This is a genomic window from Serratia sp. Ser99 (assembly GCF_024519545.1).
Classification (GTDB): domain Bacteria; phylum Pseudomonadota; class Gammaproteobacteria; order Enterobacterales; family Enterobacteriaceae; genus Serratia; species Serratia liquefaciens.
Map to the genome: position 1 here is coordinate 56,961 of NZ_JALJRT010000004.1, position 21,643 is coordinate 78,603.

Here is a 21,643-nt window from a genome sequence, read left to right on the forward strand (position 1 = left end):
TCGTCAGACAGGCGCAACGAGGCGCTGACGACGCAGAGATCCCTGGGGATAAACTGACCCAAACGTAATAAAGAAGTTTGCCCGGCTACGCGGAATGACGGAGGACTGAGCCTGTCACCAGCACCGGTTAAGGGAGAAAGACGCTATAGCTCGCTGCACCAGTGATGCTCACTGGCAAGGATGGCAGACAGGAAAAGCTGGCAAGTAGAGGTTCTGAGGGTAATTCCATTAGTTGTCATCATAATTATTCTCTATTCTCAGCCGCACATTATCTTGTTACACGGAGTGCGATTTGCCCAATATCCTCATCAAGTAAAATTTTCAACTGCGATAGTTGTACCATAGCCAAAAAAAGAAAGCAAACCGCCGTTTTCACAAAAACGAATAAAAAAAAGTTTAAAAATAAGAAAGTTAAGTAATTTAAAAATAAAAAAAGGCTCAACACGTCGTTGAGCCTTCGCTTAGCGTGGTGCGGGCAAATAATCGTCAAACCCAGACGCGGCGCGGGTTAGACCGCAGCGCCGCTGACCGCGGTACGTGCCAGTTCGGTGATGCGAGCGTAGTCGCCCTTTTCCAACGCATCGGCCGGAACCAACCAGGAACCGCCGATACACAACACGCTTTTCAGCGCCAGGTAATCACGGTAGTTGTTTGGCGTGATGCCCCCGGTCGGGCAAAAACGCACCTGCGGGAATGGGCCGCCGATCGCCTGTAATGCCTTCACGCCACCGTTGGCTTCCGCCGGGAAGAATTTGAACTCACGCAGCCCGTGATCCATACCCAGCATCAGCTCTGAAACAGTGCTAATACCCGGAATCAATGGAATCGTGCCTGCGGTTGCGGCCTTCAACAGCGCGTCCGTCAGGCCGGGGCTGATAGCGAATTGCGCACCGGCCTCGGTCACTGCCTGCAACTGCTGCGGGTTAATCACCGTACCGGCACCGATAATTGCCTCCGGCACCTCTGCCGCGATAGCGCGGATTGCCTCCATGGCGCAGTCGGTGCGCAATGTGACTTCCAGCACGCGCACACCACCGGCTACCAGCGCCTTGGCCAGCGGCACCGCATGTTCCAGCTTGTTGATCACTATCACCGGAACCACCGGGCCTGCGGTCAGGATCTGTTCTGCGCTGGTTTTCCAGTTTTTCATCGTTACTTCTCCATTACTTACGGGTTATCAATGGCACGCCCCTGCCACAGGGCCCCACGCATTAAAGCGCAGGCGTCCGGCCGTACCCCAAGTGATGTTGCGCCCCGGTACTGCGGGCAAAAAAATGCCGGCAGATAAGCTGCCGGCAGGGTGATTACTCGAACTCGTTCCAGGAACGGCCGTCACGGGTGATCATCGCCACTGAAGCGACCGGGCCCCAGGTGCCGGATTGGTACGGCTTAGGTGCCTCGTTATCCGCTTTCCACGCGTCCATAATGGAGTCAACCCACTTCCAGGCTTCTTCCACTTCGTCGCGGCGCACGAACAGCGCCTGGATGCCACGCATGGTTTCCAGCAACAGACGCTCATAGGCGTCAGCCACATGCTCCTGGTTGAAGGTTTCGGAGAAACTCAGATCCAGCTTGGTGGTTTGCAGACGGTGCTTGTGATCCAGACCCGGCACCTTGTTCAACACCTGAATTTCGATGCCTTCATCCGGCTGCAGACGAATGGTCAGTTTGTTCTGCGGCAACTGCTGGTAAGAATCGCTGAACAGGTTCAACGGCGGGTTCTTGAAGTAGACCACCACTTCAGAACATTTGGTCGGCAGACGCTTACCGGTACGCAGGTAGAATGGCACGCCGGCCCACTGCCAGTTGTCGATATCAACGCGGATTGAGACGAAGGTTTCAGTATTGCTGCTTTTATTCGCCCCTTCCTCTTCCAGATAACCCGGCACCTTTTTGCCCTGCACGAAGCCAGCAGTGTACTGACCACGCACCGTGGTTTCACGTACATTGGTCTGATCGATGCGGCGCAGTGAACGCAGTACCTTCACTTTCTCGTCGCGAATACGGTCAGTCGTCAGGTCCGCCGGTGGCGACATGGCAATCATGGTCAGGATTTGCAACAGGTGGTTCTGGATCATGTCGCGCATCTGACCGGCCTGGTCAAAGTAGCCCCAGCGCCCTTCAATACCCACCTCTTCCGCTACGGTGATCTGTACGGAGTCGATGGTGCGGTTATCCCAGTTGGAGGCGAACAACGAGTTGGCGAAGCGCAGCGCCAGCAGGTTCAGTACCGTCTCTTTGCCGAGATAATGGTCGATACGATAAACCTGGCTCTCGTTGAAATATTCCGCGACCTGATCGTTGATCACGCGTGAAGAAGCCAGATCGGTGCCTAGCGGTTTTTCCATTACCACGCGCGCCGGCTCGTGGTTCAACTTGGCTTCGCCCAACCCTTTGCAAATCGCGCCAAAGGTGCTTGGTGGCATGGCAAAGTAGTTAATAGTGGTGCGATGTTTCTGGTCCAGCATTTTACCCAATTTGGTAAAATTCTTGCTGTCGTTCACATCCAGGTTGCAGAAATCCAGGCGCGCACTCAGCGTCGCCCAGAGCTCGTCATCCAGTTTTTCTTTCATAAAGGTGCCAAGCGCTTCCTTGACCACCTTGATATAGGCTTCTTTATCCCACTCGGCACGGCCGACGCCGATGATGCGGGTATCCGGATGGATATGACCGGCTTTCTCTAACTGGTACAGGGAAGGCAACAGCTTACGACGCGCCAAATCGCCTTTCGCGCCGAAAATAACCAGGTCACACGCCTGGGCTGTAGAGGTTACCGCCATGTTCATCTCCTCGTTGCAGGATATTTGTAATTTTCTTACATTACTAATGTACTCTCTTTGACTACGGCCAGTAAACCCGGATCAAAAGTAGAAAAAAAGCCCCAGAAAATGCAGTGTTAAGTGCTACCGACTCTAAACGTAGGTGCCCGAGCCAAAAACTGTAATTTTCTGTCTTTTTTGATGCTCTTTTACCATTATGAAAGTTAGACACAGGTCATGTTCTGATGAAAAAAGCCTGCATACCCTCTGTCGACACTGCCAACGGTTACCAGCACGTAGTATATTTCCATTAAACCGGCATTGATTTCTCCTTTGATTGAAATCGACATACCCTATGGATTTCAAGTTATAGCAACTGCCATCACCCCGCTGTAGCTTGAAATGCGACGGGTATAAACCATGAGTGACCCTCGTTATATGAATACGCTGGAAAAAATCCAGAGTCATCTGGAGCTGCTGAGCAAATCTGAACGGAAAGTCGCTGAGGTGATCCTGGCCTCCCCGCAGACCGCCATCCACTCCAGTATCGCGACGCTGGCCAGAATGGCAGACGTCAGCGAACCCACCGTCAACCGTTTTTGTCGCCGTCTCGATACCAAAGGCTTCCCCGATTTCAAACTGCATCTTGCCCAAAGCCTGGCCAATGGCACTCCGTACGTAAACCGTAACGTGGAGGAAGATGACAGCGTCGATGCCTATACCGGTAAAATATTCGAATCGGTGATGGCCAGTCTGGATACAGTAAAGGCAAATTTGGATATTGCCGCAATCAATCGTGCGGTTGATCTACTTACCCAGGCAAAAAAAATCTCTTTCTTCGGTTTGGGGGCCTCTGCGGCGGTCGCTCACGACGCGATGAACAAATTTTTTCGCTTTAATATCCCGGTGGTCTACTTCGACGATATCGTCATGCAACGTATGGGCTGCATGAATTCCAGCGAAGGGGACGTAGTGGTGTTAATCTCCCACACCGGTCGTACCAAAAACCTGGTGGAAATGGCGCAGCTGGCGCGTGAAAACGACGCCACGGTTATCGCCATCACCTCACGCGATACCCCTCTGGCGCACGAGGCAACCCTGGCGTTGTTGCTTGATGTTCCCGAAGATACCGACGTTTATATGCCGATGGTGTCACGAATTGCGCAATTAACGCTCATAGACGTGCTCGCCACCGGATTTACCTTGCGCAGAGGGGCCAAATTCAGAGATAACTTGAAGCGGGTCAAGGAAGCGTTGAAAGAATCGCGCTTTGATAAGGGTGTCGTTATCCCCAACAATTTCGACTCGTAACCGATGTGAAAAAACCTGTCGTTCAAGATCATCTGGACGGCGGCATTAGAGGCAGTACCCTGTTAAAACGCTCATGCGGGTAACCCAAGTGAAACATCAGTGTAGTAAAATTACATTTCACTCCAGGTTTCGTTATCCGACGTTATCGCAACACCAATAATTTGCTTCACCAGTCAACGGAGTAATACATGTCCAGACGGCTCAGAAGAACCAAAATTGTTACCACCCTGGGTCCGGCTACTGACCGCGACAATAATCTGGAAAAGATCATTGCCGCAGGCGCAAACGTAGTTCGGCTAAACTTTTCCCACGGCACGGCAGAAGATCATCAGGCTCGCGCCGACAAAGTGCGCGAAATCGCTGCCAAGTTGGGACGTCACGTCGCTATTCTGGGTGACCTGCAAGGGCCGAAAATTCGTGTTTCCACCTTTAAGGAAGGCAAAATCTTCCTTAACATCGGTGATAAATTCCTGCTCGATGCCAACATGGCCAAGGGCGAAGGCGATAAAGAAAAGGTCGGTATCGACTATAAAGGCCTGCCTGCCGACGTGGTGCCGGGCGACGTACTGCTGCTGGACGACGGCCGCGTACAGTTGAAAGTGCTCGAAGTTCAGGGCATGAAAGTCTTTACCGAAGTGACCGTTGGCGGCCCGCTGTCCAACAACAAAGGCATTAACAAACTGGGTGGCGGCCTGTCCGCAGAAGCCCTTACCGAGAAAGACAAGGCCGATATCGTCACCGCAGCAAAAATCGGCGTCGATTATCTGGCGGTTTCCTTCCCGCGCACCGGCGAAGATCTGAACTATGCCCGCCGTCTGGCGCGCGATGCTGGCTGTCACGCCAAGATCGTTTCCAAGGTTGAGCGTGCCGAAGCCGTCTGCAGCGACGAAGCCATGGATGACATCATTCTGGCCTCCGACGTAGTGATGGTTGCCCGTGGCGATCTGGGCGTCGAAATCGGCGATCCTGAGCTGGTCGGCATTCAGAAAAAGCTGATCCGCCGTGCTCGCACCCTGAACCGTGCCGTGATCACCGCGACCCAGATGATGGAGTCGATGATCACCAACCCGATGCCGACCCGCGCCGAAGTAATGGACGTGGCGAACGCCGTGCTGGATGGCACCGACGCCGTGATGCTGTCTGCCGAAACTGCCGCGGGTCAATACCCGGCCGAAACCGTAGCCGCAATGGCGCGCGTTTGCCTGGGCGCGGAGAAGATCCCAAGCATCAATGTCTCCAAGCACCGCCTGGACGTACAGTTCGACAACATTGAAGAGGCTATCGCCATGTCTTCAATGTACGCAGCCAACCACCTGAAAGGTGTTACCGCGCTGATTGCCATGACCGAATCCGGCCGTACCGCACTGATGATGTCACGCATCAGCTCCGGCCTGCCTATCTTCGCCATGTCGCGCCATGAACACACGCTGAACCTGACCGCACTCTATCGCGGCGTGACCCCGGTGTACTTCGACAGCCATAACGACGGTGTTATCGCCGCCAATGACGCGGTTAACCGCCTGCGTGATAAAGGCTTCCTGGTCTCGGGTGACCTGGTGATCGTCACCCAGGGTGACGTGATGGAAACTGTTGGCACCACCAACACCAGCCGTATTCTGCGCGTCGAGTAATCTGTCCTGCCGCCGGCCGTTAACGCGGCCGGCATTTTTTCCCGCACCGCCCTTTCCCCCTGTTAAACTCGTCTCCTGTCGCCACCATGGCAAACGGAGAGGCTTCGATGCTTCATCAACACCCACAGCAAAACCGCACGGCACAAAGTCTGGATCTGGACGGTCAGGGGCTGGAAAATCTGGACGATACCTGTCTAAAAGGCAACTCACTGCTAAAAATCAGTCTGTATAACAATCGGCTTCGGCAATTCCCACGGCAGATTTTGCAGCATGCCGATCTGCAGGTGTTGAACATCTCTTGCAACCAACTCAGCGAACTGCCAACTGAAATAGGCCTGTTGAAACAGCTGGCCATGCTCGATTGCGGCCATAACCAGGCCAACCAGATACCGGCTGGGATCGGTGAGCTGCGTGAACTGACTTATTTATACCTCAGCGATAACGCCTTTCGCGATCTGCCCCTCGAACTGGGGCGGTTACATAAACTGCGGTATTTGAATGCGACAGATAACCAACTGAGCGAATTGCCTACGGCAATCGTGCAACTCGGCGCGCTGCAGGAACTGCGGCTTTACAATAACCAGATTGCCTCGTTGCCTGAGACGTTCGGCCAGTTGACCGCCCTGCGGGAACTGCACCTGATGAATAATCGTCTGGTTGCACTACCAGAGCAAATAGCCCAACTCTCTGCGCTGAGGGTGATGGATGTGGAAAATAACGCTATCAGCCAGCTGCCAACCACTTTGGGTCGGCTGGCCAACCTGACTCACCTCAACCTCAGAACCAACCGCCTGCAACAGCTACCGACGTCTTTTGGTCAGCTTAAGGCACTAACCACGTTGGATCTGCGCGCTAACCGCCTAAGCGCCCTGCCTGACAGCCTGGCCGAGTTAACCCAGTTAGAGAGGTTGGATCTGCGCTGGAACAACTTTACCGAAATGCCTGCCGTGCTGGAGCCGCTGATTGCCCAAGGTTGTCTGGTGCATATTTGAACCGTCAGAAACAGCAAGGGCCAGTCACCCGCAGATGACTGACCCTTGCCTGACGCCAAAACTGAGCTTAGCGGTATAAATCGTCGCGTGAATAGGGTTCGATTTCCCCTTCTTTGCGCGTTTTCAGCAGCTTGAGGATCCAGGTGTACTGTTCCGGGTTGGGACCTACCAGATTCTCCACTTCTTCATTCATCCGGCGGGCAATGGTGCGATCGTCGGCCGTCGCCAGGTCGTCCATCGGCGGTCGTATATGGATATCCAGCATGCTGGTTTTACCGTCATACACCGGGAACAGCGGCACAATGGCCGCACGACAGACCTTCATCAGACGCCCGACCGCAGGCAGCGTCGCTTTATAGGTCGCAAAGAAATCCACGAATTCGCTGTGTTCTGCTCCGTGATCCTGGTCCGGCAGATAATAGCCCCAATACCCCTGACGCACAGAACTGATAAACGGCTTGATGCCGTCATTGCGCGCGTGCATGCGACCGCCGAACTTGCGACGTACGGTGTTCCACAGATAATCGACCAGTGGGTTGCTTTGGTTATGGAACATCGCCGCCATCGGCTGACCACGAGCTGCCATCAGCATCGCCGGAACATCCACCGCCCACCCGTGTGGTACCAGGAAAATCACGTTACGCCCTTCTTCACGGATTTTATCCAGCACCTCTTCACCGTGCCAGCGAACGCGCTTCAACACTTTCTCAGGTTGGGTACAGGCCAGCTCCGCCATCAAGATCATCGATTGCGGTGCGGTGGCGAACATCTCGTCGATGATATGTTCACGCTCGTTTTCGGGCAGCTCAGGCAGGCAGTACAACAGGTTGATGCGCGCACGACGTCGAGCGCCTTTTGCCACCTTGCCGGCCAGTTTACCCACGGCGCCGAGCACAGGATCGCGCAGACGTGCAGGCACCAGTGAAATACCGGCCATTAACCCGGTTCCCAGCCAAACGCCCCAGTAGCGCGGATGGTAAAAGGCTTTCTGAAATTGCGGAATGAACTCTAGGTTCGATTTTTTCTCGTTTTGCATGCACAAGCTCTTAACATAGCGGTTCGGCTAATCATAATTGCAAAGGGTGATTTTGCAATTCACAACGGCGAAGCACCAATATAAAACAACATCGGCCCGTAATCAGGCCGATGGAATCACTGGCGCGGTAACGCGCCGGGGCAAAGGGATCAATCCAGCTGCAGCTGAGGCACCACTTCTTTCACCTGCGCCAGATAATCGCTGCGATCTTTACCGCTTAGCCCTTCTGAACGCGGCAGTTTCGCCGTCAGCGGGTTGACCGCCTGCTGGTTGGTCCACATTTCGAAGTGCAGATGCGGGCCGGTTGAGCGCCCGGTGTTACCGGATAGCGCGATGCGATCACCCCGTTTCACCTTCTGGCCTGGCTTAACCAACAGCTTTTTCAGGTGCATATAACGCGTGGTGTACTGGCGACCATGGCGGATGGCCACGTAGTTGCCCGCGGCACCGCTGCGTTTGGCGATCAACACTTCACCGTCGCCCACTGCCAGCACCGGAGTACCGACCGGCATCGCGAAGTCGACGCCTTTGTGCGGCGCAATGCGCCCGGTGACCGGATTCACACGGCGTGGGTTGAAGTTTGAAGAGATGCGGAACTGCTTCATGGTTGGGAAACGCATAAAGCCGCGCGCCAGGCCCGAGCCCTGACGATCGTAGAATTTACCGTCTTCGGCACGGATGGCGTAATAGTCTTTGCCGCCGGTGCGCATACGCACACCCAGCAGCTGACTTTGTGCGCTCTTGCCGTCAAAGTGTTCGCGGGACATCAGTACCGAGAATTGATCCCCTTTGCGCAGTTTGCGGAAATCCAACTGCCACTGCAGCGCTTTGATCACCGCATTGATTTCAGCACGGCTCAGACCGGCATCGCCGGCGCTGCTGACGAAACTGCCGTTCAGCCGGCCGCTGATCACATTGTTGCGCCATTCGCCCTGCTGCGACTCCTGGGTTTCTTTGAAGTTGTTACCTACGCGGTCATAGGTGCGGGTTTCACGCCGGGAAACTTCCCAGGTCAAACGCTGCAGATCGCCGGCATCGTTCACCGTCCATGACAGCTGCTGGCCAATTTTCAGATTACGCAGATCGCGGTTTTGCGATGCCAACAACGTGACATCCGACATATCTATGCCGTATTGGGTCAGAATGCTGCTCAGCGTATCACCGGTAGAAACAACATATTCATGCACGCCATCCTCGCCGGCGACCTTCTGGTCCAGCTCATCCTGTGGGATGTCATCATCGGGGGTGGCTTGGTCGAGATCGATCGGTTCGCTGGCTTCTGGCAGCAAGGAGCGTAACTGGCTGGATTCTAACTCAATGCTTTTAACGATGGGGTTATGTTCTGGGTGATAAACAAAAGGCCGCCAGACGGCAACGGCCAATGTAACCACTGTCAGCGACCCCAGCATGACGCGGTGGGGCCGTGGCAGATTGTTATACGCCAGAGCGATAGTTCGGACTATCTGCTGCACTCGATTTTATCCTCATAATCTTTACTTCAGGCAGCTCACGTACTGGTTTGACAGCTGAGTCAGGAAGTTCCCGTAGCTGTCTTTCCCCAGTGCGATGCCGGTGCCCAGCGGGTCCAGCGTTCCAGAACGCACTTTGGTCCCTTTGGCAACGGCATTGATTACGGCCGGCCTGAATTGTGGCTCAGCAAAAACGCAGACTGCTTTCTGCTCAACCAACTGTGTTCGAATTTGGTGTAAGCGCTGTGCTCCAGGTTGGATTTCGGGATTCACGGTGAAATGGCCCAGCGGGCTCAAACCGAAATGTTTCTCAAAATAGCCGTAAGCATCATGAAAAACAAAATATCCTTTGCCTTGCACAGGCTTGAGCATGTTACCAACATTTTTGTCAGTTTGCGTCAGTAGATTCTCGAACTGGCGCAGGTTTGCGTCTAATTTGTCCTTATTCTGTGGCATAAGTTCCAATAACCTGTCGTGAATCGCGATCGCGGTCACTTTTGCCACTTCCGGAGACAGCCAAACGTGCATGTTATATTCGCCATGATGGTGCCCATCGCCCTCATCGTGATCGGCATGATTATGCGCATCCGTTGCATGATCATGGTCGTGTTCATGCTCATGATCGTCGTCTTCGCCCTTCATCAACAGCGGTTTTACTCCGCTCAGTTCGCTGATGGCCAATTGACGATTAGCCGACACCGGCGTTAGGGATTTGGTCAGAAAAGCTTCCATATCCGGGCCTACCCACACCACCAGATCGGCGGCACGCAGGCGTTGGATATCAGAAGGTCGCAAGGCGAAATCGTGCGGCGAGGCGCCATCCGGCAGCAGCACCTCGGTCGGCGTTACGCCATCGGCGATAGCGGAGGCGATAAAGCCCAGTGGGCGAATGGATGTCACTACCGCCGCAGAGGCGCTGCTCAGTGGTCCGGCCATCATCAGTGCGCTAGCCAGCAACGTGCGCTGCAGCCATTTATTTTTATGTGCCATTATCAGTAATCCCGTCGTTTTCATCAGCGAGGCGTGATATTATAACATCCGGTTAGTTCTGCAAAATGTAATCATGAGATGTCCACACTGACAACGCTAAAAAATATCTCCGTCTCCTTTGGTAACCGTAAGGTGCTGTCGAATATTTCGCTCAGCCTTCAACCGGGCCGTATTCTGACGCTGCTCGGCCCAAACGGCGCGGGCAAATCCACGCTGGTGCGCGTGGTACTCGGGCTGGTTGCGCCAACGGAAGGTACGCTGGAACGCGAACCGGGTCTGCGTATCGGTTACGTGCCGCAAAAACTGCACCTCGACGCCACCCTGCCACTCACCGTAAGCCGCTTTATGCGCCTGAAACCCGGCGTCAAGAAAGCCGATATTCTGCCCGCGCTGAAACGCGTGCACGCAGCGCACCTGCTCGATCAGCCGATGCAAAAACTCTCAGGCGGCGAGAATCAGCGCGTACTGCTCGCGCGGGCGCTGCTGAACAAACCGCAGCTGCTGGTGCTGGATGAGCCAACGCAAGGGGTTGACGTCAACGGCCAACTGGCGCTGTACGATCTTATCGACCAACTGCGCAAAGAACTGGGTTGCGCGGTTCTGATGGTCTCCCATGACCTGCATCTGGTGATGGCGAAAACCGATGAAGTGCTGTGCCTCAATCAACACATCTGCTGTTCCGGCGCACCGGAAGTGGTCTCGATGCATCCTGAATTTATCGCCATGTTCGGCAACCGCGGTGCGGAGCAATTGGCGGTCTATCGTCACCACCATAATCACCGTCACGACCTGCAAGGACGAATTGTGTTGAAGAAAACCGGGGGCCGTGAGGCATGATCGAACTGTTATTACCCGGCTGGCTGGCCGGGGTATTGTTGGCCGCCGCCGCCGGTCCATTGGGCTCCTTTGTAGTCTGGCGCCGGATGTCCTATTTCGGCGATACTCTGGCACACGCCTCTTTGCTGGGTGTGGCCTTCGGGCTGCTGCTGGACGTGAATCCTTTCTATGCGGTGATTGCCGTGACGCTGGTGCTGGCGCTGGTGCTGGTGTGGCTGGAGCGTCGTCCGCAACTTTCCGTTGACACCCTGCTCGGTATTATGGCGCACAGTGCACTGTCGTTGGGGTTGGTGGTGGTGGCGCTGATGTCCAACGTGCGGGTCGATCTGATGGCCTATCTGTTTGGCGATCTGCTGTCGGTCACCTTCACCGATATCTGGATGATTGCCATTGGGGTCAGCGTCGTGCTGTTGATCCTGTGGTGGCAGTGGCGCAACCTGCTGTCGATGACCGTCAGCCCAGAGTTGGCACATGTTGACGGGGTCAATCTGGTCCGTGCTCGTACCGTACTGATGCTGGTTACCGCCCTGACCATTGGTCTGGCGATGAAATTCGTCGGCGCGCTGATCATCACCTCACTGCTGATCATTCCGGCCGCTACCGCACGGCGCTTCGCCCGAACCCCTGAGCAAATGGCCGCCTACGCGGTGCTGGTGGGTGTGCTGGCAGTGACCGGTGGATTGGCCTTCTCGGCATTTTACGATACCCCGGCCGGCCCATCGGTGGTACTGAGTGCGGCGGTGCTGTTCGTCCTTAGCTTATCCAGGAAGCAGCAAGCCTGACCTCCCTTTCGCAGATAGCAAAAGGGCCGCAATTAGCGGCCCTTTTTAATGCGGATTACGGCGTAATATTTACTCTTCGCGCACCATGCCAAAGTGCTTATAGGCATGATTGGTGGCCATGCGCCCGCGCGGCGTGCGTTGGATGAAACCTTGCTGGATCAGAAACGGCTCGATCACGTCCTCGATAGTTTCCCTTTCCTCGCCGATCGCTGCCGCCAGGTTATCCAGGCCCACAGGGCCGCCGGTGAACTTGTCGATTATCGCCAGCAACAGTTTGCGGTCCATGTAATCGAAGCCTTCGGCGTCAACGTTCAACATATCCAGCGCCTGCATCGCCACCTCGCCATTGATCACGCCATTGGCGCGGACTTCGGCAAAATCGCGTACCCGACGCAGCAAACGGTTGGCGATACGCGGTGTACCGCGCGCACGGCGAGCCACTTCATGTGCGCCCTCGTCCGACAGATCCAGCCCCAGACAGTTAGCGCTGCGTGAAACGATGTGCTGCAGATCGGCAACCTGATAAAACTCCAGACGCTGCACAATGCCGAAGCGATCGCGCAGTGGCGAAGTCAGGGAACCGGCGCGGGTGGTTGCCCCCACCAGCGTGAACGGCGGCAAATCGAGTTTGATCGAGCGTGCTGCTGGGCCTTCACCGATCATGATATCCAGTTGATAATCTTCCATCGCCGGATACAGCACTTCTTCCACTACCGGAGACAGACGGTGGATTTCATCGATAAAAAGAACGTCGTGCGGTTCCAGGTTGGTCAGCATCGCCGCCAGATCGCCCGCCTTTTCCAGCACCGGCCCGGAGGTGGTGCGCAGGTTAACGCCCATTTCATTGGCAACGATGTTGGCCAGCGTGGTTTTCCCCAACCCGGGTGGGCCGAAGATCAGCAAATGGTCCAGAGCGTCGCCACGCTGCTTGGCAGCCTGAATAAAGATTTCCATCTGCTCGCGGACATGCGGCTGACCGACATACTCCGTCAGCAGCTTCGGCCGGATGGCGCGATCAAGAATTTCTTCTTCATTGATCGGCTCGGCAGAAATCAGGCGATCGGCTTCAATCATTCTCTACCCCTTATCGGCGCTTACAGCGCGGCACGCAGCGCGTCGCGGATCAGGGTTTCGCAATCTGCACCCGGCTTGGCGATTTTACTGACCATGCGACTGGCCTCCTGCGGTTTGTAGCCCAGCGCCACCAGCGCAGAGGCCGCTTCGGCTTCCGCATCCAGTTCGGCCGCTTTCGCCGCTGTGGCTGGAAGCGTGATTTCGCTGCTGCTGTTAAACAGATCGCCATTAAGCCCTTTGAAGCGGTCTTTCATTTCGACCACCAGGCGCTCTGCGGTTTTCTTGCCTACGCCCGGCAATTTTATCAGCGACGTGATCTCTTCACGCTCAACCGCGCTGACAAACTGCTGCGCTGACATGCCGGACAGAATGGCCAGCGCCAGCTTAGGGCCAACGCCGTTCACTTTAATCAGTTCGCGAAACAGCGCGCGCTCTTGTTTATCGTTGAAGCCATACAGCAGTTGGGCATCTTCGCGCACCACAAATTGGGTAAACACGATAGCCTCTTGCCCCAGCTCGGGCAGTTCATAAAAGCAGGTCATCGGCATATGCACTTCATAGCCCACGCCGTTTGCCTCCAGTAATACCAGTGGCGGTTGCTTTTCCAGAATATAACCTCTGAGACGACCTATCATTTACCCTCCTGCTAAATTCCTGAGCATGACCTTCTGCCATGCCGTGCTGCTAAAGCTTATAACATAAAAAAGGCTGGATGAATATCCAGCCTCGGAACTGATTAAGCGTTACTTTAAACGTCCACGCGCCAGGTTCAATCGCCCTTCGCTCATCCGCAGCACGTTTTGGCTGAGGTGACAGTGGGTAATGGCGATCGCCAGCGCATCGGCAGCATCGGCCTGGGGATTGGCCGACAGCTTAAGCAGCGAGCGCACCATATGCTGCACCTGTGCTTTTTCGGCCGCGCCGGTACCGACCACCGTTTGTTTCACCTGACGTGCCGCATACTCAAACACTTCCAAATTCTGGTTCACGGCAGCAACAATAGCCACGCCGCGCGCCTGCCCAAGTTTGAGCGCCGAATCCGGGTTTTTCGCCATAAACACCTGTTCAATAGCGAAAAAGTCTGGTTTAAACTGGGTAATGATTTCACTGACGCCCGCGTAAATCAGCTTTAAGCGCGTCGGCATGTCATCCACTACGGTACGAATACAACCGCTGGCAATATAGCTCAACTGGCGGCCCTGCTGACGAATCAGGCCGTAACCGGTGACGCGCGATCCGGGATCGATACCGAGTATGATCGTCATCCCTACACCCACCTTGCGTTAAGCATTAACTTCGCCAGGCGCTGCCACAAGACAGCGCCGTACTTCAACCCCATTACAGCGTCGCAGCAACCTCGTCGGAGATCTCACCGTTGTGGTAAACCTCCTGCACGTCGTCGCAGTCTTCCAGCATGTCGATCAGGCGCAGCAGCTTAGGCGCGGTTTCTTCATCCATATCGGCTTTGGTCGATGGGATCATGGAAACTTCTGCCGACTCGGCGGTGAAACCGGCAGCGGTCAGCGCGTCTTTCACTTCACCCAGGTTTTCCCAAGCGGTGAAGACGTCGATAACGCCATCGTCGTAGCTGACGATATCTTCAGCACCGGCTTCCAGCGCAGCTTCCATCACCACGTCTTCATCCAGGCCCGCTGCGTAAGTGATCACGCCCTTCTTGGTGAACAGGTAAGCCACGGAGCCGTCGGTGCCGAGGTTACCGCCACACTTGGTGAAGGCATGACGCACTTCCGCCACGGTACGGTTACGGTTGTCACTCAGGCACTCGATCATGACGGCAGTGCCGCCCGGACCGTAGCCTTCATAAATGATGGTTTCCATATTGGTATCATCATCACCGCCTACCCCACGCGCGATGGCACGGTTCAGGGTGTCGCGCGTCATGTTGTTGGACAGCGCCTTGTCGATCGCCGCACGCAGACGCGGGTTAGCCCCCGGATCGCCACCGCCCAGTTTCGCGGCGGTCACCAGCTCGCGAATAATTTTGGTGAAAATTTTACCGCGCTTGGAATCCTGCGCTGCTTTACGGTGCTTTGTGTTGGCCCACTTACTATGACCTGCCATAAAAAATCTCCGAAAAAAATTACTGGACTGAATTAATCACAAACTCTTCAATCGCCTGCTGATTGCTCCAGGACTTGGTCAACTTCACGGCTTCCGCCGCCTCAAGCCACTGGTAGGCGTGATGCTCGGTAATCACCGGATCGCGCTCTTCAGGCAAAGCCAGACAGAACCAGTGCTCTTTATTGCGCGTGGTTCCCGGAGCATAGCGATGTCGCAAATGGACAAAGAGTTCAAACTCCACACAGCGCTGGCAATCGAACAACGGCAGTTTCTCTGCTTCGATATCGATGCCGACTTCTTCCATGACCTCACGCCGTGCGGCATGCGGCGGCGACTCATCTTCCTCCAGGCTGCCGGTCACCGACTGCCAGAATTCGGTATCATCGCGCCGCTGTAACATCAGCACCCGACCACTGGATTTGGCATAAATCACTACCAGAATAGACTCGGGACGCTTGTAGTTCATTACTGGTTCTCTACATTTGAATCGTCAGTCGCTTTCTTTACCACGCTGATTGCCAGCTCCTGCAACGACGCCGGGTTCGCGAAGCTTGGTGCTTCGGTCATCAAGCAGGCCGCAGCGGTGGTTTTCGGGAAGGCGATCACGTCACGAATGTTGTCGGTGCCGGTCAGCAGCATCACCAGACGGTCCAGACCGAAAGCCAAACCGGCGTGCGGCGGCGTACCGTACTTCAACGCGTCCAACAGGAAACCGAATTTTTCGCGTTGCTCGTGTTCGTTAATACCCAGAATGCTGAATACCGTCTGCTGCATTTCGCTACGGTGAATACGCACGGAACCGCCACCCACTTCGTAGCCGTTAATCACCATGTCGTAGGCGTTGGCGATGGCATTGATTGGCGTGTTGGCCAGCTCTTCCGGGCTCATATCGCGCGGTGCGGTGAACGGGTGGTGCATCGCTGCCAGACCACCTTCGCCGTCTTCTTCGAACATCGGGAAGTCCACGACCCACAGCGGTGCCCAGCTGTCCAGCTTGGTCAGTTCCAAATCACGGCCCAGCTTCAGACGCAGCGCGCCCATCGCATCGGTGACAATCTTGAAGCTGTCGGCGCCGAAGAACAGAATGTCGCCGCTCTGCGCGTTGGTACGCGCCAGAATTGCTTCCAGCACTTCTGCGCTGAGGAATTTAGCAATCGGGCTCTGTACGCCTTCCATGCCGGCGGCGCGGTCATTGACCTTCAGCCAGGCCAGGCCTTTGGCACCATAGATGTTAACGAAAGCGCCGTACTCATCGATCAGCTTACGGGTCAGCTGCGCACCACCAGGTACACAGATCGCGGCAACGCGGCCTTTGGCATCGTTAGCCGGGCCGGAGAACACCTTGAATTCCACGTCCTTCACCAGATCGGCAACGTCCACCAACTCCAGTGGGTTACGCAGGTCCGGCTTGTCCGAGCCATAGCGACGCATGGCTTCTTCGAAGGTCATGACCGGGAAATCACCCAGATCTACGCCCTTCACGTCCAGCCACAGTTCACGCGCCAGTTTCTCCATCACTTCACGCACCTGATCGGCGGTCATGAAAGAGGTTTCCACGTCGATCTGGGTAAATTCAGGCTGACGGTCGGCACGCAGGTCTTCGTCGCGGAAGCATTTGACGATTTGGTAGTAGCGGTCGAAACCGGACATCATCAACAGCTGTTTGAACAGCTGCGGAGATTGCGGCAACGCATAGAACTTGCCTTTATGTACGCGGCTCGGGACCAGATAGTCACGGGCGCCTTCCGGCGTGGCTTTGGTCAGCATCGGGGTTTCGATATCGAGGAAACCGTGGCTGTCCATAAAGCGGCGCACAAAGCTGGTGATTTTGGCACGGGTTTTCAGGCGATCTGCCATTTCCGGGCGACGCAAATCCAGGTAGCGGTATTTCAGGCGCGCTTCTTCGGTGTTGACCTGGTTGGAATCCAGCGGCAGTGGCTCGGAGCGGTTGATGATCTCCAGTGCATGGGCGAACACTTCTACTTCACCGGTAGCCATATCTTTATTGATCTGGCTGTCCGGACGGGCACGCACGGTGCCGACGATCTGGATGCAGAATTCATTGCGCAGGTCGTACGCCTTGTCGAACGCGGCCTTCTGGTCCGGATCGAAGAACACCTGCACGATGCCTTCGCGGTCGCGCATATCAATAAAGATCAGGCCGCCCAGATCGCGACGACGGTTGACCCAACCACACAAAGTGACTTCCTGGCCCACGTGAGACAGATTCAACTGCCCGCAATATTCAGTACGCATACGCTATCCTTTTGGCTTAAGCCGATGCCGCGCGTGCTTTTGGCGCCTGCCACGCGGCTGTTTTCTGATGAACTCAATACCCGTCATCTTTCAAGTTGCAGCGTTGTTATCTGCACTCTCTCACCCCAGTGACTTACTCAAGTAGGCGCCAGGGGTGAGATAGCTGGCTGGCTGCGACTCGAAAGCTATAGGGTATATTTACTTGCCCGGTTTGAAGTCGGTTGCATACCAACCGGTACCCTTTAACTGGAAACCGGTGGAAGAAATCAGCTTGGTTAACGCGGGCTGCCTACACGCCGGACAATCCGTCAGCGGCGCATCGGAAAATTTTTGCAACTTCTCTAACCGGTGGCTGCAAGCACCACATGCATATTCATAAATCGGCATAGGTCGTTGGAGTAAAGTGAGCTGAAAAAAGGCGATCATTATAAAGGAAATTCATGCGCCAGATAAGTGCGAACACAGCTTTGTTGCAGCACTAAATGGTGTGTTTTTGCCCGAAGTAACACATTGATTAACAAATTTCTCATTAACCGGTGATGCTTTTTTCACGTAGCCTGAATCGATGCTTGTTTAGCGCGCTATCTAAGCTGCGCGTATTTCATCCACCTTGTCACGAGATATTTCCATGTTGAAACTTGATGCTCACACCACCGCACTGGTGTTAATTGATTTGCAAAACGGCATCCTGCCCTTCGCCGGTGGCCCACACAGCGCCGAAAGCGTGGTGGCCAATGGCGCGCAGTTGGCGGCACATTTCCGTTCGCTGGGGGCACCGGTGATCCTGGTACGCGTCGGCTGGTCCGACTCTTTCGCCGAAGCGCTGAAACAGCCGGTGGACAAGCCGTCTCCCGCCCCTGCCGGCGGATTGCCTGCCAACTGGTGGGAATTCCCGGAATCCCTGGCGGTGAGCGACCGCGACATTCTGGTGACCAAGCGCCAATGGGGTGCGTTTTACGGCACCGATCTTGACTTGCAACTGCGTCGCCGTGGCATTAAATCGGTGGTGCTGGGCGGTATCTCCACCAATATTGGCGTGGAATCTACGGCTCGCGCGGCCTGGGAACACGGCTACGAGTTAGTGATAGCCGAAGATCTCTGCAGTGCGCAAAATGCTGAAATGCACCAGTTTGCTTTCGATAATATCTTCCCGCGGTTGGCACGTGTTCGCAGCACCCGCGAAATTGTTGCCGCACTCGACCAGTAACGCTAACTTGTAGGGGCGCAGCCTGCTGCGCCCACCTTTGACTGGCAGGGAAAATTAAGGAAGATGCAAGCTTGATGTATATCGGACTCCCACAGTGGCAACACCCGGCCTGGAATCGTATCGGGCTGCGCGATCTGGCGGATTACAGCCGCTATTTTAACTGCGTGGAAGGCAATACCACCTTCTACGCGTTACCCAAACTGGAAATAGTCCAGCGCTGGCGCGATATGACCACCGATGATTTTCGCTTCTGTTTCAAGTTCCCCGCCACCGTCAGCCATCAGGCTGCACTGCGTAATTGCGCCGCCGATCTGCAGGCATTTTACCACTGCCTGGGTCCGGTGCATCAGCGCATAGGCCAGCTGTGGCTGCAATTGCCAGCGGCGTTCGGCCCGGCGGAATTACCGGCGATGTGGCAGTTCTTCGACGCTTTGCCGAAAGAGTTTACCTATGGCGTGGAAGTGCGGCATCCGGCGTTTTTCGACAAAGGCGAGGAAGAGCTGCTGCTGAATCAGGGGTTACACCAGCGGGGTATCAACCGGGTGATCCTCGACAGCCGGCCGGTGCATCACGCCCTGCCCAACAGCGCCGCCGTGCGCGATGCCCAGCAGAAAAAGCCCAAGCTGCCGGTGCATGCTCTGGTCACCGCCAACAATCCGCTGGTACGTTTCATCGGCGGCGATGTGCTGCAAGATAACCTGCGCTGGTTCGACGCCTGGCAGCAGAAATTGCCCGTTTGGCAGCAACAGCACCAACCTTTTCTGTTTATACATACGCCGGATAATGGTGATTCCCCCCAGCAGGCACAGAAAATCTGGCAGCAGCTGTATCAGGCTATTCCGAATTTACCTCCTCCACCGGACTGGCCGGAGCAGGATGCGCTGTTTTGACCGATTAATCTGACCAATTACATCAGATTTTTCCTCGCGACAGTGATTGCAATGGCGGCTATGATGCTGGCTGCCAGTTTTGGTTAGGGAATGGAGTTAAAAATGGTAAGCGCGCTTTATGTAGTGCTCGGCGCATTGTTGTTGATCAAACTCTCTTATGACGTGGTTAGGTTAAGGATGCAATACCGTGTCGCCTACGGGGACGGCGGTTTTTATGAGCTGCAAACTGCAATCCGCGTTCACGGCAATGCCGTAGAATACATTCCTATCGCCGCAGTGCTGTTGGTGATCATGGAGATGAACGGCGCTGAAATATGGATGATCCATATTTGCGGTCTGATGCTGATGGCCGGCCGTTTGGTGCATTACTATGGTCTGCGTAACCGCGAGGTGCGCTGGCGTCGATCGGGCATGGCGGCCACCTACATTTCGCTGGTTTTAATGGTACTGGCCAATATTTTCTATCTGCCATGGGATCTTATTTTTAGCCTGCATTAATCCCCTGTTCGTCCTCAGGCGGCTACGCCGCCTGCTTCCGCTGCGCTTTTTGTCATTATCTGTTAGAATACGCCCCTTCGAATTCTGAACCGATTTTCCGCTATGCCAAACCGCGATACTCTTTTTTCTGCCCCGATCGCCAAATTGGGCGACTGGACCTTCGACGAACGCGTCGCTGAAGTGTTCCCTGACATGATCCAGCGTTCCGTTCCAGGCTATTCCAATATCATTTCCATGATTGGCATGCTGGCCGAGCGTTTCGTGCAGCCTGACAGTCGGGTTTACGACCTGGGATGTTCGCTGGGTGCAGCCACGCTGTCGATGCGGCGGAATATCAAGGTGGCGGGTTGCAACATCATCGCCGTCGACAACTCTCCGGCCATGGTCGAGCGCTGCCGCCGTCATATTGATGCCTTCCGCGCCGACACCCCGGTAGACGTTATCGAAGCCGATATCCTTGATATCAACATCGAAAACGCCTCGATGGTAGTCCTGAACTTTACCCTGCAATTCCTCGAACCCGCCGACCGCCTGCGTCTGCTGGAACAGGTTTACCGCGGTCTGCGCCCTGGCGGCGCACTGGTGCTGTCGGAGAAGTTCAGCTTTGAAGATGCCGATGTCGGCGAATTGCTGTTCAACATGCATCACGATTTCAAACGTGCCAACGGTTACAGCGAGCTGGAAATCAGCCAGAAGCGCAGCATGCTGGAAAACGTCATGCTGACTGACTCCGTGGACGCCCACAAAGCCCGTCTGAAACAGGCCGGTTTTGAGCATGCGGAAGTCTGGTTCCAGTGCTTTAACTTCGGTTCACTGATCGCGTTGAAAGCGGGAGCCGCAGCATGATTGAGTTTGGCGATTTTTATCAACGCATCGCGAAAAGCAACCTCAGCCACTGGCTGGATACCCTGCCGGCACAGCTCAGCGCCTGGCAGCGCGAGTCACTACACGGTAAATTCAAGCAGTGGTTTAATTCGGTTGAACATTTACCGGCACTGACCCCCACCCAGCTTGATTTGTTGCACGGCGTCCGTGCCGAAATGGAACCCCCTTTGTCGCCGGGCCAGTTGGAAGGCATTGAAAAGATGCTGCGCACCATGATGCCGTGGCGCAAAGGCCCGTTCTCATTGTATGGCATCGATATCGACACCGAATGGCATTCCGACTGGAAGTGGGATCGCGTATTACCGCACATTTCACCGCTGGCTGGACGCACCATTCTCGACGTCGGCTGCGGCAGCGGTTATCACCTGTGGCGCATGGTTGGCGCGGGTGCGCATCTGGCGGTGGGCATAGATCCGATGCAGCTGTTTCTGTGCCAATTCGAAGCGGTGCGCAAGCTGTTGGGCGGCGATCAACGCGCCCACCTGTTGCCGCTCGGTATTGAGCAACTGCCTGAGCTGGCCGCGTTCGACACGGTATTTTCAATGGGCGTGCTGTACCATCGCCGCTCACCGCTGGACCATTTGTATCAGTTGAAAAACCAGTTGGTTTCCGAAGGTGAGCTGGTATTGGAAACGCTGGTGGTGGAAGGCGATCGCCATCAGGTTCTGGTACCCGGTGACCGCTACGCGCAAATGCGTAACGTCTACTTTATTCCGTCAGCCGAAGCATTGAAATGCTGGCTGGAGAAGTGCGGTTTCGTCGACGTTAAAATCGCCGACATGTGCGTCACCAGCACCGAAGAGCAACGCCGCACCGATTGGATGACCAGTGAGTCACTGGCCGAATTCCTTGATCCACAAGACCCGAGCAAAACCGTCGAAGGCTACCCCGCGCCCTTGCGTGCCGTACTGGTAGCCAGGAAGCCCTAAAGTGAAAAACGTCAT

22 protein-coding genes are annotated in these 21,643 nt (G+C 55.2%); 10 read left to right on the top strand and 12 right to left on the bottom strand.

From position 1 onward, the window contains the following. Nucleotides 1–508: 508 nt before the first annotated feature. Together NR114_RS10025 and zwf are read right to left on the bottom strand one after the other, a co-directional pair. Entirely contained in the window at nt 509–1,150 is a 642-nt protein-coding gene (locus tag NR114_RS10025; RefSeq protein WP_115058658.1) for a bifunctional 4-hydroxy-2-oxoglutarate aldolase/2-dehydro-3-deoxy-phosphogluconate aldolase, read from the bottom strand. A gap of 154 nt (nt 1,151–1,304) precedes the next feature. Beyond that, nucleotides 1,305–2,780, bottom strand: a complete 1,476-nt coding sequence (zwf, locus tag NR114_RS10030; protein ID WP_020827252.1) for a glucose-6-phosphate dehydrogenase — start codon at nt 2,778–2,780, stop codon at nt 1,305–1,307. A gap of 417 nt (nt 2,781–3,197) precedes the next feature. Between zwf and NR114_RS10035 the strand changes: the two genes are divergently transcribed. From NR114_RS10035 to NR114_RS10045, 3 genes are all read left to right on the top strand, one after another. Beyond that, nucleotides 3,198–4,070: a MurR/RpiR family transcriptional regulator gene (locus NR114_RS10035; RefSeq protein WP_020827253.1), complete on the top strand. Its 873-nt coding sequence runs from the start codon at nt 3,198–3,200 to the stop codon at nt 4,068–4,070. 188 nt (nt 4,071–4,258) lie between these two features. Next, nucleotides 4,259–5,701 (top strand): pyruvate kinase, encoded by a 1,443-nt coding sequence (gene pyk / locus NR114_RS10040; RefSeq protein ID WP_020827254.1) that lies wholly within the window; start codon nt 4,259–4,261, stop codon nt 5,699–5,701. 107 nt (nt 5,702–5,808) lie between these two features. Further along, entirely contained in the window at nt 5,809–6,693 is an 885-nt protein-coding gene (locus NR114_RS10045) for a leucine-rich repeat domain-containing protein (protein ID WP_234530068.1), read from the top strand. Nucleotides 6,694–6,760: 67 nt separating this feature from the next. Here the strand turns inward: NR114_RS10045 and lpxM are convergent, their stop codons facing one another. The 3 genes from lpxM to znuA form a co-directional block, all read right to left on the bottom strand. Next, on the bottom strand, nt 6,761–7,729 hold the full coding sequence (lpxM, locus tag NR114_RS10050; protein ID WP_020827256.1) for a lauroyl-Kdo(2)-lipid IV(A) myristoyltransferase: 969 nt from the start codon (nt 7,727–7,729) through the stop codon (nt 6,761–6,763). A 149-nt stretch (nt 7,730–7,878) separates the two neighbouring features. Beyond that, the gene (mepM, locus tag NR114_RS10055) at nt 7,879–9,201 is read right to left on the bottom strand and encodes a murein DD-endopeptidase MepM (protein ID WP_234530066.1); all 1,323 of its coding nucleotides are present in this window, start codon (nt 9,199–9,201) and stop codon (nt 7,879–7,881) included. 21 nt (nt 9,202–9,222) lie between these two features. After that, nucleotides 9,223–10,188 carry a zinc ABC transporter substrate-binding protein ZnuA gene (znuA, locus tag NR114_RS10060; RefSeq protein ID WP_046373347.1) on the bottom strand — a complete coding sequence of 322 codons (966 nt, stop codon included), beginning with the start codon at nt 10,186–10,188 and terminating at the stop codon, nt 9,223–9,225. Nucleotides 10,189–10,266: 78 nt separating this feature from the next. On the opposite strand from znuA, the gene znuC reads away from it, so the two are divergent. Both znuC and znuB read left to right on the top strand, forming a co-directional pair. Continuing rightward, nucleotides 10,267–11,025 carry a zinc ABC transporter ATP-binding protein ZnuC gene (gene znuC, locus NR114_RS10065; RefSeq protein ID WP_020827259.1) on the top strand — a complete coding sequence of 253 codons (759 nt, stop codon included), beginning with the start codon at nt 10,267–10,269 and terminating at the stop codon, nt 11,023–11,025. Then, nucleotides 11,022–11,807, top strand: coding sequence for a zinc ABC transporter permease subunit ZnuB (gene znuB, locus NR114_RS10070; RefSeq protein WP_020827260.1), 786 nt, complete (start codon nt 11,022–11,024; stop codon nt 11,805–11,807). The genes znuC and znuB overlap by 4 nt, the downstream gene beginning before the upstream one ends. A 69-nt stretch (nt 11,808–11,876) precedes the next feature. Here the strand turns inward: znuB and ruvB are convergent, their stop codons facing one another. From ruvB to NR114_RS10105, 7 genes are all read right to left on the bottom strand, one after another. Then, nucleotides 11,877–12,881, bottom strand: a complete 1,005-nt coding sequence (gene ruvB / locus NR114_RS10075) for a Holliday junction branch migration DNA helicase RuvB (protein ID WP_020827261.1) — start codon at nt 12,879–12,881, stop codon at nt 11,877–11,879. A gap of 20 nt (nt 12,882–12,901) precedes the next feature. Further along, nucleotides 12,902–13,516: a Holliday junction branch migration protein RuvA gene (gene ruvA / locus NR114_RS10080; protein WP_020827262.1), complete on the bottom strand. Its 615-nt coding sequence runs from the start codon at nt 13,514–13,516 to the stop codon at nt 12,902–12,904. Nucleotides 13,517–13,624: 108 nt separating this feature from the next. Then, nucleotides 13,625–14,146, bottom strand: coding sequence for a crossover junction endodeoxyribonuclease RuvC (ruvC, locus tag NR114_RS10085; protein ID WP_020827263.1), 522 nt, complete (start codon nt 14,144–14,146; stop codon nt 13,625–13,627). Between the two features lie 73 nt (nt 14,147–14,219). Next, on the bottom strand, nt 14,220–14,963 hold the full coding sequence (locus NR114_RS10090) for a YebC/PmpR family DNA-binding transcriptional regulator (RefSeq protein ID WP_020827264.1): 744 nt from the start codon (nt 14,961–14,963) through the stop codon (nt 14,220–14,222). A 19-nt stretch (nt 14,964–14,982) separates the two neighbouring features. Next, nucleotides 14,983–15,429: a dihydroneopterin triphosphate diphosphatase gene (nudB, locus tag NR114_RS10095; RefSeq protein WP_020827265.1), complete on the bottom strand. Its 447-nt coding sequence runs from the start codon at nt 15,427–15,429 to the stop codon at nt 14,983–14,985. Beyond that, nucleotides 15,429–17,219, bottom strand: coding sequence for an aspartate--tRNA ligase (aspS, locus tag NR114_RS10100; protein ID WP_020827266.1), 1,791 nt, complete (start codon nt 17,217–17,219; stop codon nt 15,429–15,431). Before aspS ends, nudB begins: the two co-directional genes overlap by 1 nt. 198 nt (nt 17,220–17,417) lie before the next feature. Beyond that, nucleotides 17,418–17,645: an FmdB family zinc ribbon protein gene (locus tag NR114_RS10105; protein WP_020827267.1), complete on the bottom strand. Its 228-nt coding sequence runs from the start codon at nt 17,643–17,645 to the stop codon at nt 17,418–17,420. 202 nt (nt 17,646–17,847) lie between these two features. On the opposite strand from NR114_RS10105, the gene NR114_RS10110 reads away from it, so the two are divergent. From NR114_RS10110 to cmoB, 5 genes are all read left to right on the top strand, one after another. Continuing rightward, nucleotides 17,848–18,426: a hydrolase gene (locus NR114_RS10110; RefSeq protein ID WP_046373345.1), complete on the top strand. Its 579-nt coding sequence runs from the start codon at nt 17,848–17,850 to the stop codon at nt 18,424–18,426. Between the two features lie 74 nt (nt 18,427–18,500). Further along, nucleotides 18,501–19,316 (top strand): DUF72 domain-containing protein, encoded by an 816-nt coding sequence (locus tag NR114_RS10115; protein WP_020827269.1) that lies wholly within the window; start codon nt 18,501–18,503, stop codon nt 19,314–19,316. Between the two features lie 102 nt (nt 19,317–19,418). Continuing rightward, nucleotides 19,419–19,814 (top strand): MAPEG family protein, encoded by a 396-nt coding sequence (locus NR114_RS10120; protein ID WP_020827270.1) that lies wholly within the window; start codon nt 19,419–19,421, stop codon nt 19,812–19,814. Nucleotides 19,815–19,916: 102 nt separating this feature from the next. After that, complete coding sequence (gene cmoA / locus NR114_RS10125; RefSeq protein WP_046373343.1) at nt 19,917–20,660, top strand: carboxy-S-adenosyl-L-methionine synthase CmoA; 744 nt, start codon at nt 19,917–19,919, stop codon at nt 20,658–20,660. Next, nucleotides 20,657–21,628, top strand: a complete 972-nt coding sequence (cmoB, locus tag NR114_RS10130) for a tRNA 5-methoxyuridine(34)/uridine 5-oxyacetic acid(34) synthase CmoB (protein WP_020827272.1) — start codon at nt 20,657–20,659, stop codon at nt 21,626–21,628. Before cmoA ends, cmoB begins: the two co-directional genes overlap by 4 nt. Nucleotides 21,629–21,643: the final 15 nt, after the last annotated feature.